This window comes from Deinococcus hopiensis KR-140, assembly GCF_900176165.1.
In the GTDB taxonomy this organism is placed as follows: domain Bacteria; phylum Deinococcota; class Deinococci; order Deinococcales; family Deinococcaceae; genus Deinococcus; species Deinococcus hopiensis.
Genome location: NZ_FWWU01000004.1, coordinates 174,733 through 189,387, shown reverse-complemented (window position 1 = coordinate 189,387; position 14,655 = coordinate 174,733). Strand labels below are relative to the sequence as shown.

Sequence of the window (14,655 nt, the reverse complement as noted above, 5' to 3'; positions counted from 1 at the left end):
GAGCGGTTCATGACTGAAACCGCGCTGGTGGACGCCCTCGATGATCAACTGCTGCTCTCGGCCCTGCTCGCCTTCCGCGACGGCGACTTCTCGGCGCGGTTGCCAAGCAACTGGACAGGGGTGGCCGGCAAAATCGCCGACACCTTCAACGAGGTGCTCGTCAGTACCGGGCGCGTCGCCCAGGACGTGGCGCGCGTCGGGCACATCGTTGGCAAGGAAGGCAAGGTCACCCAGCGCATTCCGCTGGGCCGGGCCGTGGGTGGCTGGGCCGAGCTGATCGAGGGTGTGAATACCCTGGTGGACGACCTCGTCTGGCCCACCAGCGAGATGACCCGCGTGATCACCGCCGTGGCGAACGGGGACCTCTCGCAGACCATGGCCCTGGAAGTTGAGGGTCAGCCCATGCAGGGCCAGTTCCTGCAAACGGCGCGGACCGTCAATACGATGGTCAGTCAGCTGAACAGCTTTGCGGGCGAGGTGACCCGCGTGGCGCGCGAGGTGGGCACAGAAGGCAAGCTCGGGGGTCAGGCCGATGTGCGCGGTGTGGGCGGAACGTGGAAAGACCTCACCGACAACGTGAACTTCATGGCCGGCAACCTCACCAATCAGGTGCGTAACATCGCGGACGTGACCACCGCCGTGGCGAACGGGGACCTGAGTAAAAAGATCACCGTGGACGCGCGCGGGGAGATTCTGGACCTCAAGAACACCATCAACACGATGGTGGACCAGCTGAACAGCTTTGCGGGCGAGGTGACCCGCGTGGCGCGCGAGGTGGGCACGGAAGGCAAGCTCGGGGGTCAGGCCGATGTGCGCGGTGTGGGCGGAACGTGGAAAGACCTCACCGACAACGTGAACTTCATGGCCGGCAACCTCACCAATCAGGTGCGCAACATCGCGGACGTGACCACCGCCGTGGCGAACGGGGACCTGAGTAAAAAGATCACCGTGGACGCGCGCGGGGAGATTCTGGACCTCAAGAACACCATCAACACGATGGTGGACCAGCTGAACAGCTTTGCGGGCGAGGTGACCCGCGTGGCGCGCGAGGTGGGCACGGAAGGCAAGCTCGGGGGTCAGGCCGATGTGCGCGGTGTGGGCGGAACGTGGAAAGACCTCACCGACAACGTGAACTTCATGGCCGGCAACCTCACCAGCCAGGTGCGCAACATCGCCTTCGTCACCACCGCCGTGGCGAACGGGGACCTGAGTAAAAAGATCACCGCCGACGCGCGGGGTGAGATTCTGGAGCTGAAGGAAACCATCAACACGATGGTGGACCAGCTGAACAGCTTTGCGGGCGAGGTGACCCGCGTGGCGCGTGAGGTGGGCACAGAAGGCAAGCTCGGGGGTCAGGCCGATGTGCGCGGTGTGGGCGGAACGTGGAAGGACCTCACCGACAGCGTGAACTTCATGGCCGGCAACCTCACCAGCCAGGTGCGCAACATCGCCTTCGTCACCACCGCCGTGGCGAACGGGGACCTGAGTAAAAAGATCACCGTGGACGTGCGCGGCGAACTGCTGGAGCTGAAAGACACCATCAACACGATGGTGGACCAGCTGAACAGCTTTGCGGGCGAGGTGACCCGCGTGGCGCGCGAGGTGGGCACGGAAGGCAAGCTCGGGGGTCAGGCCGATGTGCGCGGTGTGGGCGGAACGTGGAAGGACCTCACCGACAACGTGAACTTCATGGCGTCGAACCTCACCGATCAGGTGCGTGGGATCGCGCAGGTGGTGACCTCGGTGGCGAACGGGGATCTCAAGCGCAAGCTGACGCTGGAGGCCAAGGGTGAGATCGCCGAGCTCGCCGAGACGATCAACTCCATGATCGACACGCTGGCCACGTTTGCCGATCAGGTCACGGGCGTGGCGCGCGAGGTGGGCGTGGAGGGGCGTCTGGGCGGACAGGCCAGCGTGCCGGGCGCTTCGGGCACCTGGAAGGACCTCACGGACAACGTGAACCGGCTGGCCGCCAACCTGACCACGCAGGTGCGGGCGATTGCCGAGGTGGCGACCGCCGTGACCAAGGGGGACCTCACCCGCTCGATCAATCTTGACGCCCGGGGTGAGCTGGACGCGCTGAAAGACAACATCAACGCGATGATCCACAACCTGCGCGACACGACCGAGAAAAACGAGGAGCAGGACTGGCTCAAGACCAACCTGGCGCGCTTTACCCGGATGCTGCAGGGCCAGCGCGACCTGCTAACGGTCAGCCGCCTGATCCTCTCCGAGCTCGCGCCGCTGGTCAAGGCCAGTCACGGCGTCTTCTACACCATGGACGAGGACGCGCCCACCCCGACGCTGCAACTGCAGGCGAGCTACGCCTACCGCGAGCGCAAGGGCCTGGGCAACCGCTTTCTACTGGGCGAGGGCCTGGTGGGGCAGTGTGCGCTGGAGCAGCAGCCTATCGTGCTGACGCACGTACCGCACGACTACGTACAGATCAACTCAGGGCTGGGGGCCGCCACACCGACGAGCATCATCGTGCTGCCGGTGGTGTTCGAGCAGCAGACCAAAGCCGTGGTGGAGCTGGCCTCCTTCAGCACCTTCAGTCCCACGCACATCGCCTTTCTGGAGCAGCTCACCGAGTCCATCGGCATCGTGCTCAATACCATTCAGGCCACCATGCGCACCGAAACGCTGCTCGCGCAGTCGCAGGGCATGGCGCAGGAACTCCAGAGCCAGCAAGAAGAGCTGCGCCAGACCAACGAGGAGCTGGAAGAAAAGGCCCGGCTGCTGGCCGAACAAAACCGCGAGGTGGAACGCAAGAACCACGAGGTGGAGTCGGCGCGGCAGGCGCTGGAGGAAAAGGCCGCGCAGCTCGCGCTGACCTCCAAGTACAAGAGCGAATTTCTGGCAAACATGAGCCACGAGTTGCGTACGCCGCTCAACAGCCTGCTGCTGCTCGCCAATCAACTGCGCGAGAATCCGGAAGGCAACCTCTCGGCCCAGCAGCAGAACTACGCCAAGACGATCTACGCTTCCGGCAATGACCTGCTCAACCTGATCAACGACATCCTCGACCTGTCCAAGGTGGAGTCGGGTACCGTGACGGCGGACGTGGCGGATGTGCCCTACCGCGTGGTCGGCGAGGCGCTGGAAGCGACGTTCGCGCCCGTCGCCGCCGACAAGGGTGTGGGCTTCGAGTTGCGCTTCGATTCCTCGCTGCCCGCCAGCCTCGCCACCGACGAGAAGCGCCTGCTCCAGATTCTAAAAAACCTGCTTGCCAACGCTTTCAAGTTCACCTCTCGCGGCTCGGTCACGCTGGAGGTCGCCCCGGCCGTGGGCGGCTGGAGCCTGGACAACACCTCGCTCCTGCGTGCGCCAGGCGTGGTGGCCTTCCGGGTGACCGACACCGGCATCGGCATCCCCGCCGATAAGCAGCGCGTGATTTTCGAGGCGTTCCAGCAGGCCGACGGTTCCACCAGCCGCAAGTACGGCGGCACCGGTCTGGGGCTGGCGATCAGCCGCGAGCTCGCGCGCATTCTGGGCGGCGAGATCACGCTGGAGAGTACGCCGGGCTCGGGCAGCGTCTTCACGCTGTACCTGCCCGCGGGGCGGCGGGGAATGGACTTCACCCCGGCCGCGGGTGGCGCGCGGAATATGGTGGTGGGCCTGAACACCACCTCCAGCATGGGTTGGACGGGCCTGGACACCCCCTCGGCCAGCAGCGTCGGCGGCGCTTCCAGCCTGGCACCCATCTCGCCCGTTCCGGCGGCGGAAGGGACCGCCGCGCCGTTGCCCTCCGCGCACGTCGGTGACGACCGGGCCGTCATTCAGCCTGGCGACCGCACCGTGCTTATCGTGGAAGACGACCCCACCTACGCGGGCATCCTGCTGGAGCTGGCGCATGAACGCGGCTTTCTGGGGCTCATCGCCACGCGCGGGGACCAGGCCATTACCCTGGCGCAGACGTACCGGCCCACGGCGGTCACGCTCGACCTGTCGCTGCCCGACACGAGCGGCTGGGCGGTGCTCGACCACCTCAAGCACGACCCGGCCACCCGGCACATCCCGGTGCACATCATCTCCGGCGAGGAAGCCACCCTGACCGGGCGCAAGCTGGGCGCGCTCGATCACGTCACCAAGTCGGGCGACAAGGCGGCGCTGACCCGCGCCTTTGCCAACTTGGAGTCGTTCATTGCCCGGCGGGTCAAAAACCTGCTGGTGATCGAGGACGATCCGGCGCAGCGGGAGAACATCGTGGAGCTGATCGGCAACGGTGACGTGAAAACCACGGCGGTGAGCAGCGGCGCCGAAGCCCTCGCCGCGCTGGAGGCCACGCCCTTCGACTGCATCGTGCTGGACCTGCAGCTCACCGACATGACCGGCTTTGAGCTGATTCAGGCCCTGCAGAAGAATCCCGCGTACAAGTCCATCCCGGTCATCGTCTATACCGCGCAGGACCTCACGCGGCAGCAGGAGACGCAGCTGCGCAAGGCGGCCAAGTCGATCATCCTCAAGGACGTTCGTTCGCCCGAGCGGCTGCTCGACGAGGTAACGCTCTTCCTGCACCGCGTGGAGGCCAACCTGCCCGAAGCCAAGCGGCAGATTCTGGAGGGGGCGCGGCAGCAAGACCCCACTCTGCAGGGCCGCCGGGTGCTTGTGGTGGACGACGACATCCGGAACATCTTCGCCTTGACCGCTGTGCTCGAACGCCACCGCATGACCGTCTACACGGCGGAAAACGGCCGCGACGCGATCAGCATGCTCGAAAGCACCCCCGACATCGACGCCGTGCTGATGGACGTGATGATGCCCGAACTCGACGGGTACGAGACCACCCGCCTGATCCGGCAAAACCGCAAGTTCAAGTCGTTGCCGATCATCTCCCTGACCGCCAAGGCCATGCCCGGCGACCGCGAGAAGTCCATTGAGTCAGGCGCCTCGGATTACATCTCCAAGCCGGTGAACACCGATCAACTGCTCTCGCTGCTGCGGGTTTGGCTCTCACGCTGATATGTCGCCCCTCTCGCCTCCCACCGACGCCCTGGAACAGATCGAGATCACGCTGCTGCTCGAAGGCGTGTACCAGCACTACGGCCACGACTTTCGGGGCTACGCACCGGGCACCGTGCGCCGCCGCGTGCTGCACTGCCTGCAGGCCGAGCGTCTCCCCACCGTCAGCGCCCTGCAAGACCGGGTGCTGCACGATCCGGCCGCCATGACCCGGCTGGTGGCGGCCCTGTCCATCCAGGTCACCGAGATGTTCCGCGACCCCTCTTTCTACCGCGCGCTGCGAGAGCAGGTCCTGCCCGTGCTGCGGACCCATCCCTTCTTGCGCGTGTGGCACGCGGGCTGCTCGACCGGCGAGGAGGTCTACTCGCTGGCGATCCTGCTCGAAGAGGCGGGACTGCTTTCCCGCACCCGGCTGTACGCCACGGACGTGAGCGCTCCGGCGCTGGCGGTGGCGCGGCAGGGCATCTATTCGGCCGAGAAGCTGGCCGGATACGCCCGTAACTACACCGACGCGGGCGGCGCGCGTTCCTTCAGCGCGTATTTCACCCAGGGGCAGGGGCACGCGCTCGTCAGCGCCCCGCTGCGGCAGAACGTGATCTGGGGCCAGCACAACCTGGTGACCGACGGGTCCTTCAACGAGTTTCACCTGATCTTGTGCCGCAACGTGATGATCTATTTCGCCCGGCCGCTGCAAGAGCAGGTGCAGGGCCTGCTGCACGCCAGTCTGGTCACGTTCGGGGTGCTGGGGCTGGGGCAGCATGAGACGCTGGAGTTCTCTCCTCACAGCGCCCACTTTGAAACCCTGAACTACCGTGAGAAACTGTACCGGAGAATCGCGTGACCGCCCCCCCCGCCAATACCCTGCCCCTCGCCAACATCCTGATCGTCGACGACCAGGACGCCAAGCGCCTGGCCCTGGCCTCGGCGCTGGAAACGCTGGGGCAAAACCTGGTGCTCGCCTCCTCCGGGCGCGAGGCGCTGCGCCTGCTGCTGCAAGACGAGTACGCGGTGATTTTGCTCGACGTGCGGATGCCCGAGATGGACGGCTTCGAGACCGCGGGCCTGATTCGCAGCCGCGTCCAGACCGAGACCACGCCCATCATCTTCGTGACCGCCCACGACCGCGCGGAGGCAGACATGCTGGGCGGGTACTCGCTGGGCGCGGTGGACTTTATTTACTCGCCCGTACAGGCCGAGATCCTGCGGGCCAAGGTGGGCGTGTTCGTGGACCTGCACCAGAAGACGCGCACGGTACAGGCGCACGAGCGGCGGCTGCGTGAGCTCGAGGCGCAGCAGGCCCGCCGGGTACAAGACCGCCTCCGGCGCGAGAGCGAGCGTGAGCGGCAACGGGCGCAGACCGAGATGCGCAAGCTGTCGAGCGCGGTGGAGCAGGCCGCCGATCCCGTATTCATCACGGACCGCGAGGGGATGATTGAGTACGTCAACCCCGCCTTCGTGGCCCTGACCGGCTACAGCCGCGCCGAGATTCTCGGGCAGCGTTCCCGGGTGCTGCGGCCCGACGGCCACGATCCGGCGCTGTATGAGCATATCTGGGACCTGCTGCTGCGCGGCGAGGTGTACCGCGGTGAGCTCGCGAGTCGGCGCAAGGACGGCAGTCTCTTTTACGAGGAAAAGACCTTCACGCCCATCAAGGACGAGGCGGGCAGAATCACCCACTTCGTCTCCACCGGGCACGACGTGACCGAGCGCAAGCGGATCGAGGCCGAACTCGTGGCGCTCAACGCCTCGCTGGAGGCGCGGGTGCAGGAGCGCACGGCGCAGCTCGAAGACGTAAACGCCGAACTTGAGGCCTTCGCCCATTCCATCTCGCACGATCTGCGCACGCCGCTGCGGCACATCGCCTCGTTCGCGGACCTGTTGCGGCGCGACGCGCAAAGGACGATGTCCGAGCCTGCCCAGCGTTACCTGCGCATCATTCAGGACTCGACCCGGCGCATGGACGACCTGATCCTGGGCCTGCTGGAATTCGCGCGCACTGGACGCCAGGACCTGCGCTTCGGCCCGGTGGACCTCGGCGTGCTGGTGCAAGACGTCCTTTCGCACCTGCAAAACGAATGCGGCGACCGGGTGGTTCGCTGGCGGATCAGCGAGCTGCCCGTGGTCCAGGGCGACCTCACGGCGCTGCGGCAGGTGATGACCAACCTGCTGTCGAACGCGCTGAAGTACTCCCGCGGGCGCGAGGAAGCTGTCGTGGAGGTCTGGAGCACGCGCGAGGGCGGGGAGTACGTCCTGCACGTTCGCGACAATGGGGTGGGCTTCAATATGGCCTACGGGCACAAGCTGTTCGGCGTCTTCCAGCGCCTGCACTCGCCCGACGCCTTCGAGGGCGCAGGGGTGGGGCTCTCCAACGTCAAGCGCATCCTCGCCCGCCACGGAGGCCGCATCTGGGCCGAGGCGCAGGAGGGCCTGGGGGCCACCTTCAGCTTCACCTTGCCGCAGTCCCAGGAACACCAGCCTGAGCAAGAGGAGGGCCGCTCCCAGGGCGACGGACCTCAGGACGTGACCCCACTGGAGACGCCCGCCTGAGTGCCGCCCGGAGGGGCCCTCCTGCCCGAGCGAGCTGGGCCGCGTCTGTGCTTGCGCATATCCCCCGTTTACAGGCCCTGCCAAATGAGCGGAGCGGTACCCGTTGCCCACACTGCCCGTATGGTACCGGCAGACCGGAGCAGGGCCCAACGACCCTTCCGCACCGCGCGGCGGCCGCGCAGAAGGCACCTCGGCGTGCCGGACCTCGCTCCGTGGCTCTTTCCTGACGTGCCGCTGGGGCGGGGGAGCGGTTGCCCAGCAGGCCCTGCAAGGTGATCTCGCGGCCCTGCAGCGCCTGAAACCGGAAGACTTCGCGCGTCTGCCAGGTCGCCCGCTGCGCCAGTACAGGGTACCTCGTGTCCGCCCTACGCCTTTCCCCGCATTCGCTCGCGCGCTTTGGACCTGACCCTGAAGGCCAAATGGGAGGCCTGACTTTCAATGCTGGAACGCGTTCCCCACCTGCGCCTCGAAGCGCGGGTACGGGACGTCCTCCAGGCCGTGCTCGGCAACGCCCGGCGCATTCCCCTGTACCATACCGACAAGGCCGATTTCGGCGACCTCGACGTGCTGGTGCTGTCCCCGCGCCTGACCGCAGAAGCGGTGGAGGCGGGTGAGTACCGGCGGCAGGGCATGGGCCACACGTTCCTCGCGCCCGTGTCTGGCGAGGAACGCGCCTTTCAGGTGGAGCTGTTTCCCGCGTCGCCCGCGCAGTTGCAGGCCCGCTTCGCTTTTATGCCCCGGGGCGATGGCGGAAACATCCTGGGGCGTATGGTCAAGCCGCTGGGCCTCACAGGAAGGCCTGCGCTACGTCCACCGTGTGCACAACAACTGGCGCCGTGAACTCCACCTCACGGACGACGTCGCCGTGCCACTCGCCGCGCTTGGCCTGGACCCCGACGTTCACGCCGCAGGGGACCGGGACGAGGAGGCAATGTTCCGCTTCCTGACCCCCAGCCGCCCGTTCTGCCCTTTTCCGTTTCTGAACCCCGGCGGTGACCTCGCCCGCCGGGTGAAAGTGCGCCCCGGCATGGACCGCTTCGTCGCCTTCCTGCGGCGCGAGGGCTTCGTGGCCGGGGAGGGGGCTCCCCGCCTGACCCCGGGAGAGACCAGGGCCCTGCTGCCCGGGCGGGGCATCCTGGCCATCGTCCACGACATGAACGCCGAGGACGAGGGGACCGAGCAGGTCAGGGCCCACTTCGACGGCCGCGCCGTCATGCACCTGACGGGCTGGCGCGGCCCTGGGACGGCTGATGGCGCGCCTGAAAGCGGGCGGCATTGAGGCGCGTGCCGTCGCGGGTAACCGCCCGGCCATCGAGGCCGCCATTCAGGCTCCCGACGAGGCCCTGCGCGGAGAAGAGGCCCAGGGCTAGGCCCCCTCTGCCTCCAGCTTTTGCCAAACTTCCACGGCCTTGAGGGTGGTCAGGCCCAGGCGGCGGGCCACCTCCTGCGGATCCCCCGTCTGCTGCAGCACCCGCATTCCCGCGGTGTTCCTGAGGGCGCGCCACGCCCGGTACGGCACGTTCGCCCGCTGGCACAGGGCGTATATGGCGGCCCGCAGTTGATGGTCCGTCTGAAACTCAAACAGTGGCCCCGGCGCGGAGAACAGCGCCGTCTGTCCCCGCTCGCGCCCATAGGCTTCCAGGGCTTCTTGAAGTTCGGCGTCCAGCTCCAGTTCTCGGCCCGGCGCAAGGAGGCGCCCTCCCCGCAGGTCCACGTCCTCCCAGCGCTGCGCCACCGTCTCCGGGCCGGTTAGCCCGGCGCGCGCCCCCAGCAGCACCAGCGCCCGGCCCGCCACGTCCGCATGCGCGAGCAGCCGGGTGATCTCCGCTTCCGAGTACAGGTCGCGGTGCTCCTCGGGTTTGTTGCTGGGCAGCTTCAGCCCCAGAAAGGGATTGGGTCCCGGGTGCAGGCCGTGCTCGCGCAGCAGGTCGTACATTGTCCGCACCCGGGTGAGGTGGTTGTGAATCGTGGAGGGCGTCTGGGCATGCTTTTGCAGCAGCCGGCCGAAATACGCCTGGGCGTCGGCAGCAGTGGCGTTCAGCACGCTCCGGTCCTCTTCACCCGCCCACCGCAGGTACGCCCGCAGGCTGGAGAGGTAGTTCTTACGCGTGGCGTTGCCCGGCTGTCCGGGCAGCCCCGCCGACAGCAGATCCAGCCCGGCCTCCACGTCGCCCCGCGCCAGGGCCTGCCGAATCAGAGAAGGAAGACGCTCGGTCATGCTTGAATATATACATGAAGCCGACGCTTGCCTAGCCCCGGCGCCCCCCTCCCTTCAACGTTCTCGCCGCCACACCCGCACCCAGTCCACCTGCACGGCCGTCTCCGGGCCCCACAGGGTGCTGCTGTCCGGCGACTCACACCAGTAGCGCGACGCGGAAGTGCAGACCATGCTGTTGATGATCAGGTAAGACGGCCCGCGCTGGTAGGCGGCTCCCTCAGCCCCCGACAGCCGTGCCTGCACCTTGCCGTCGCGGTAGAACACCACTTCGCCGGGTTGCCAGTCCACCCCATACACGTGAAAGTCCAGGGACAGGTCCGCCGAGAGGGTGCGTCGCCCGGTCGACTCGTTGCCACGGCGCCCGGGGTCGTCGAAATGCAGGGCCATCTCGTGTTCGCGCGGGCGGCTGCCCAGCACCTCGGCGATGTCGATCTCGGGCGGCCACGCGCCGTCCGCGCGGTGCAACCACCACGCGCCCAGTACCCCGCGCCGTCCGGGCATCCGCAGCCGCGCCTCGAAAAACCCGTATTCCTGGCTGAACTTGCCCTTGGTATTGATCGCCGCGGAGGTGTGCGACTTGTTACCGCCCAGGCATTCGGGGGACCTCGGCCGGTCCGGCGAGGTATTCAGGGTCAGTGTGCCGCCGCTCAGGCCCACAGCCGCGGGTTCGGCGCAGCTCGCCACCCAGGCGTTGGCGTCATACGGTCCCCACCCAAACCCGGCTGACCACTTCTGCGGGTCCAGCCGCTCACCGCTGAAGGTGTCGGTAAACGTGTTGATCCAGCCCCCCGGCCGAAAGCCGTAGGGCGCGGCCGGCCCCATCCCCGGCGGCGCCGCCAGGGGGAAAGCGGGCCTCTCGCCAGGTCCGTTCGCCGGCTCCTCGGCGGGAGGTCTGGACGCTGGTCCTTTGCCCGGCGCCGGTGGGCTGGCTGGGGATTGCCCGGCTCCGCCGGCGCCATCACCCCCGGCAGAGGGTGGCCGGGCGGCGGGAACCTCCACGGCCGTCCGCCGCTGCTGCCACACGAAAGCGAGGCCCGGCAGCGCCAGGGCCAGCAGCAGGATCAGGACGGTGCGGGGAAACCGGGGAGGGGGCAACGGAAATCCTTCGAAAAGGGGATGGGGGCGCAGGCAGGGGGAAAGTGAACGGCCGCAAGATAGCGTGGGCAGGCGCTGGCGTGCCGAAAACCCCAAAGGGCAGTGGGTGCCCCTTCGCGAGAGGCACCCACCCGGACACAGACCCCGCTTTAACGTGTGCGGGAACGCGCGGTCGCCAGGACCACCGGGGACAGCCGGCTGGTGAAGTTCAGCGCCACCGGATCGACGAACAGGGGATCGGTGATGCGGTCGGTGGCGCTCAGCTGGCCGCCATCGATGCTGACGTAGGGGCGCCCGCCGGTCTTCCAGAAGACGTTGTTGTACTCGGTGAAGGGCGCGTCGGCCCACATGGGCGTCATGTTGGCCGCCGGGACGATGCCGCTGGCCGCGCCACGCTGCCACAAGACGTTGTCGTGCGCCTTCAGGACCGAGGGGCCGCAGCCGTCCGAGCAGATGATCCCCGTATCCACCATGTACCCCACGTTGTGGTGAAACACCGTGCCGGGGTTGCCGCCCCACTTGCTCTTCGTGCCGCGCAGCACGATCATCGCGCCGCCCGCCTTCACCGGCGCGTAGGTGTTGTACGCGAAGGTGTTGTTCTCGCTCTGGCTGGTGGGGGTGCCGCCCAGTTCAGTGAAGGTCATGTCCTCGGTGCTGAGGTTGTCGTGGACGTTGTTGCCGCTGGCCTCGTACAGTTCCACGCTCGCGCCATCTACGCCGTAGTCCTCGCTGCAGGCCCAGTTGCCGCTGAAGGTGTTGTTCGCGACCTCGTTGCCGTTGGAGTTGACGAGCACGCCCCAGGCGCCAGAGTCGTCGTCGTACACGCCGGCCGTATTCTTCTTCATGACGTTGTTGTTGGTCAGGGTGTTGCCCAGCACGCGGTTGTTGTTCGCGCCGGCCATGAGGTGCACGCCCGCCATGAAGCCGCTCGCAGAGGAATTCTGCACGGTGTTGTACTGCCCGGTCACGGCGAAGCCGACTCGCCAGGCAACCGGGGTGTTGGCGCACTTGCCGGTGCCGGCGGGCGCGGGGCGGGTGGAGGTGACGTTCAGTCCGTCGAACACCAGGTAGTTGCCACCAACGAGGACTGCCTCGGCGTCGGTGTTCAGCACGATGGTGGGAGCCGCACCCTCGCCGTAGGCCGTGTACACGATGGGGGAGGCCGCGGTGCCGCTCGACTTGGCGACCAGCGAGCCCGTAAAGGTGCAGCCGCGTTTCAGAAGCACCCGGTCACCGGCAAGGAGGCTCAGGCCGCTCACCCTGTTCAGGGTCCGCAGGGCCGTGCCCGCGCTTGTACCGCTCGCCTTGTCGTTTCCCGCGCAGTCCAGGTAAAAGGAGCGTCCGGTCGCCGTGGGGGTGGGGGCCGGCGCGGCGATCTTCCTCGCGCCCTGCGCCTGCAGCGTGCCGCCCTGGGTTTTGGCGCTGGCCTGGGGAAGGGCGGTTTGCGAGCAGCTCACGATAAAAACAACAGGCAGCAGCCAGACCAGTTTCTGCACAGGATCCCTCGTTTCGGTGGCCCGGCTGACTGCGTGAGTCCCGTGGCTTTGCGCCCCCTGCTCGCACAGGGTTTGCCTTTTCGTCGAGCTGCGCAGAGCGTCTCTCTGCCGCCAACGTAAATAATGTTAGAACCGGAGTTCTGACACAAAGCTTACTTCAATGTCTCCTCAAAATTCCACGTCCCCGGTACCCACCCATTGGGGGTACCGCACAGGTGCATCTCCGTGACGCTCAGGGCTGGTGCTTGGGAGACAACGCCGCTGTGGAAAACCAGAAGGCCCGGAATGACTGGATCACGTCGATAAATTCGCTCACGGTCACGGGCTTGGGGATATAGGCGTTGGCATGCAGGTTGTAGCTGCGCCAGATATCGTTTTCGGCGCGTGAGGTGGTCAGCACGATCACCGGCACGTTGCGGAGCTCTGCGTCCGCCTTGAGCACGTCAAGCACCTCGAGCCCGCCCATGCGCGGCATGTTCAGGTCGAGCAAGATCACGTCGGGTGTGGGCACGCCGGCGTACGGGCCCTGGCGCCGCAGGAAATTCAGTGCGTCCACTCCATCGCGCGCCACGTGGAGCCGGTGGGGGAATTCGGCCTCGCTGAAGGCCTCCTCGGTCAGCAGGATATCGGCGGGATTGTCCTCCACCAGCAAAATCTCGATGGTCTTTGTGGGCTTCATGTGTGGGGCGAACTCCTGAGCGCGGGAGGGGATGAGCGGCAGAACCCAGCGGCGTAGAACGGACCTTACCCTACTCTGATCCGGCGTTCTTTCCGTTCTCTTCCCCATGAAAGGCTTCTAAAGGCACCACGCGCGCCCATCGGCTGCGCTGCTGGCCCCATCTAAAGAAAATGAACGATGTGCTGGGCCTTTCCTCAGGCTTTATCCCCGAAAGCCTTCAGGTTTCATCAGGACCGAAGCGCAGGCCAAAAGGTAAACTGAGCACCGTTCCTGGCGCGGCGATGAGCCGGCACCAAAAGAGGACCGCAGGGCAACGGTACGGCCCCTCTTCTTGCGAAGACAGGCCGTCAACACTTGTTCAGCTCCGGTGGCCCGCGCAAAGCCGCGCCGCCGGCGTTTGATGTACGGAGGAAAAGACCTTGAACCCCACCCATTTGCAGCCTGATTCGGTCCGCGCCTCAGATACCCCCGCCCTGCTCGTTGTCGCGCATCTCCGCTGGGACTTCGTGTTTCAGCGCCCGCAGCACCTGATGACGCGAGCGGCCCGTTCGCGGCGCGTGTATTACATCGAGGAGCCGCGCTTCACGTCCGAGGCCGACCACCTCGTGATGCGGACAGATCCTTCTGGCGTCGTGGTCGTCACGCCGCACATCGAGGAGGGTCACAGCGCGGACGCCTCGCAGGCGCGCACCGCCCGGCTGCTGGAGGGGATGGTCAAGGCTGAGGGCCTGCCCGAGTATGACCTGTGGGTCTACACGCCCTTCGAGCTGCCCATCACGGCGGGCCTGAGTCCCCGCGTGACCGTGTACGACTGCATGGACGAACTCGCGCAGTTCCGCGGCGCGCCGCCCGAACTCCGGACGCGGGAAGATCAGCTTTTCGAACAGGCGGACCTGGTGTTTACCGGCGGCCACCGCCTGTACGAGGCCAAGCGCGAGCGCCACGCTGGGGCCTACCCCTTTCCCTCCAGCGTGGAAGTGGAGCACTTCGCGCAGGCCCGCAAAGGGCTGGCGGACCCCAAGGACCAGGCCGCCTTGCCGCGCCCACGGCTGGGCTTTTACGGGGTGATTGACGAGCGGTTCGACATTGAGCTGATCGGTGAGCTGGCCCGCCGCCGCCCCGAGTGGCAGTTCGTGCTGCTGGGCCCGGTCGTCAAGATCGACCCGGCGGAGCTGCCCCGCGGCGAGAACCTGCACTACCTGGGGATGAAGTCGTACGCCGAGCTGCCGAGCTACCTCGCCCACTGGGACGTGGCGCTGCTGCCCTTCGCGCTCAACGAGGCCACCGAGTTCATCAGCCCCACGAAGACGCCCGAATACCTCGCGGCCGGGGTGCCCGTGGTGTCCACCGGCATCCGCGACGTGATCCGGCCCTACGGCGAGAAGGACCTGGCGCGCATCGCCGACGGCGTGGACGCCTTCGAGGTTGCCTGCGCCGAAGCGCTGGCCGAGCGCGGTACCCCGGCGGGCGACGCCCGCCGTGACCGGGCCGACGCCCACCTCTCGACCCTCTCGTGGGACCGCACCTGGGCCGACATGAGCGCGTTGATCGAGCGTGCAGCGGCGGAGCGGCGCGTTTTTCCCCTCGCCGGAGTGGCGGATGACTGAGCGTTTCGATGGACCAGCGCTCCCCGGCACCTCTTCGGCAGACCCTATGAT

General features: G+C 66.9%; 10 protein-coding genes and 1 riboswitch. Of the genes, 6 read left to right on the top strand and 4 right to left on the bottom strand.

The features are described from left to right. Positions 1-9 precede the first annotated feature (9 nt). From B9A95_RS04085 to B9A95_RS04065, 5 genes are all read left to right on the top strand, one after another. Positions 10-4,962: a response regulator gene (locus B9A95_RS04085; protein ID WP_084045661.1), complete on the top strand. Its 4,953-nt coding sequence runs from the start codon at positions 10-12 to the stop codon at positions 4,960-4,962. Between the two features lies 1 nt (position 4,963). Then, on the top strand, positions 4,964-5,803 hold the full coding sequence (locus B9A95_RS04080) for a CheR family methyltransferase (protein WP_084045660.1): 840 nt from the start codon (positions 4,964-4,966) through the stop codon (positions 5,801-5,803). Then, entirely contained in the window at positions 5,800-7,509 is a 1,710-nt protein-coding gene (locus tag B9A95_RS04075) for a PAS domain S-box protein (RefSeq protein ID WP_084045659.1), read from the top strand. Before B9A95_RS04080 ends, B9A95_RS04075 begins: the two co-directional genes overlap by 4 nt. Positions 7,510-7,947: 438 nt before the next feature. Beyond that, on the top strand, positions 7,948-8,349 hold the full coding sequence (locus tag B9A95_RS04070) for a hypothetical protein (protein ID WP_084045658.1): 402 nt from the start codon (positions 7,948-7,950) through the stop codon (positions 8,347-8,349). After that, positions 8,327-8,788, top strand: coding sequence for a hypothetical protein (locus tag B9A95_RS04065; protein ID WP_084045657.1), 462 nt, complete (start codon positions 8,327-8,329; stop codon positions 8,786-8,788). The genes B9A95_RS04070 and B9A95_RS04065 overlap by 23 nt, the downstream gene beginning before the upstream one ends. An 87-nt stretch (positions 8,789-8,875) precedes the next feature. Here B9A95_RS04065 and B9A95_RS04060 read toward each other — a convergent pair whose 3' ends face one another. The 4 genes from B9A95_RS04060 to B9A95_RS04045 form a co-directional block, all read right to left on the bottom strand. Further along, a complete protein-coding gene (locus B9A95_RS04060; protein WP_084045656.1) occupies positions 8,876-9,727 on the bottom strand; it encodes a tyrosine-type recombinase/integrase in 852 nt (283 codons plus the stop codon). Positions 9,728-9,781: 54 nt separating this feature from the next. After that, complete coding sequence (locus B9A95_RS04055) at positions 9,782-10,822, bottom strand: glycoside hydrolase family 16 protein (protein ID WP_084045655.1); 1,041 nt, start codon at positions 10,820-10,822, stop codon at positions 9,782-9,784. Between the two features lie 149 nt (positions 10,823-10,971). Then, entirely contained in the window at positions 10,972-12,318 is a 1,347-nt protein-coding gene (locus B9A95_RS04050; protein ID WP_084045654.1) for a right-handed parallel beta-helix repeat-containing protein, read from the bottom strand. A gap of 12 nt (positions 12,319-12,330) precedes the next feature. Further along, positions 12,331-12,405: riboswitch (cyclic di-GMP riboswitch) on the bottom strand. Between the two features lie 145 nt (positions 12,406-12,550). Beyond that, positions 12,551-12,997, bottom strand: a complete 447-nt coding sequence (locus tag B9A95_RS04045) for a response regulator (RefSeq protein WP_084045653.1) — start codon at positions 12,995-12,997, stop codon at positions 12,551-12,553. A gap of 419 nt (positions 12,998-13,416) precedes the next feature. On the opposite strand from B9A95_RS04045, the gene B9A95_RS04040 reads away from it, so the two are divergent. Then, the gene (locus tag B9A95_RS04040; protein ID WP_139806443.1) at positions 13,417-14,604 is read left to right on the top strand and encodes a glycosyltransferase family 1 protein; all 1,188 of its coding nucleotides are present in this window, start codon (positions 13,417-13,419) and stop codon (positions 14,602-14,604) included. The last annotated feature ends 51 nt before the right edge of the window (positions 14,605-14,655 follow it).

Bases quoted from the DNA above. Each gene is read 5' to 3' on its own strand.
- B9A95_RS04085 (WP_084045661.1), top strand. From the start codon at position 10: ATGACTGAAACCGCGCTGGTGGACGCCCTCGATGATCAACTGCTGCTC.
- B9A95_RS04080 (WP_084045660.1), top strand. From the start codon at position 4,964: ATGTCGCCCCTCTCGCCTCCCACCGACGCCCTGGAACAGATCGAGATC.
- B9A95_RS04060 (WP_084045656.1), bottom strand. From the start codon at position 9,727: ATGACCGAGCGTCTTCCTTCTCTGATTCGGCAGGCCCTGGCGCGGGGC.
- B9A95_RS04070 (WP_084045658.1), top strand. From the start codon at position 7,948: ATGCTGGAACGCGTTCCCCACCTGCGCCTCGAAGCGCGGGTACGGGAC.
- B9A95_RS04045 (WP_084045653.1), bottom strand. From the start codon at position 12,997: ATGAAGCCCACAAAGACCATCGAGATTTTGCTGGTGGAGGACAATCCC.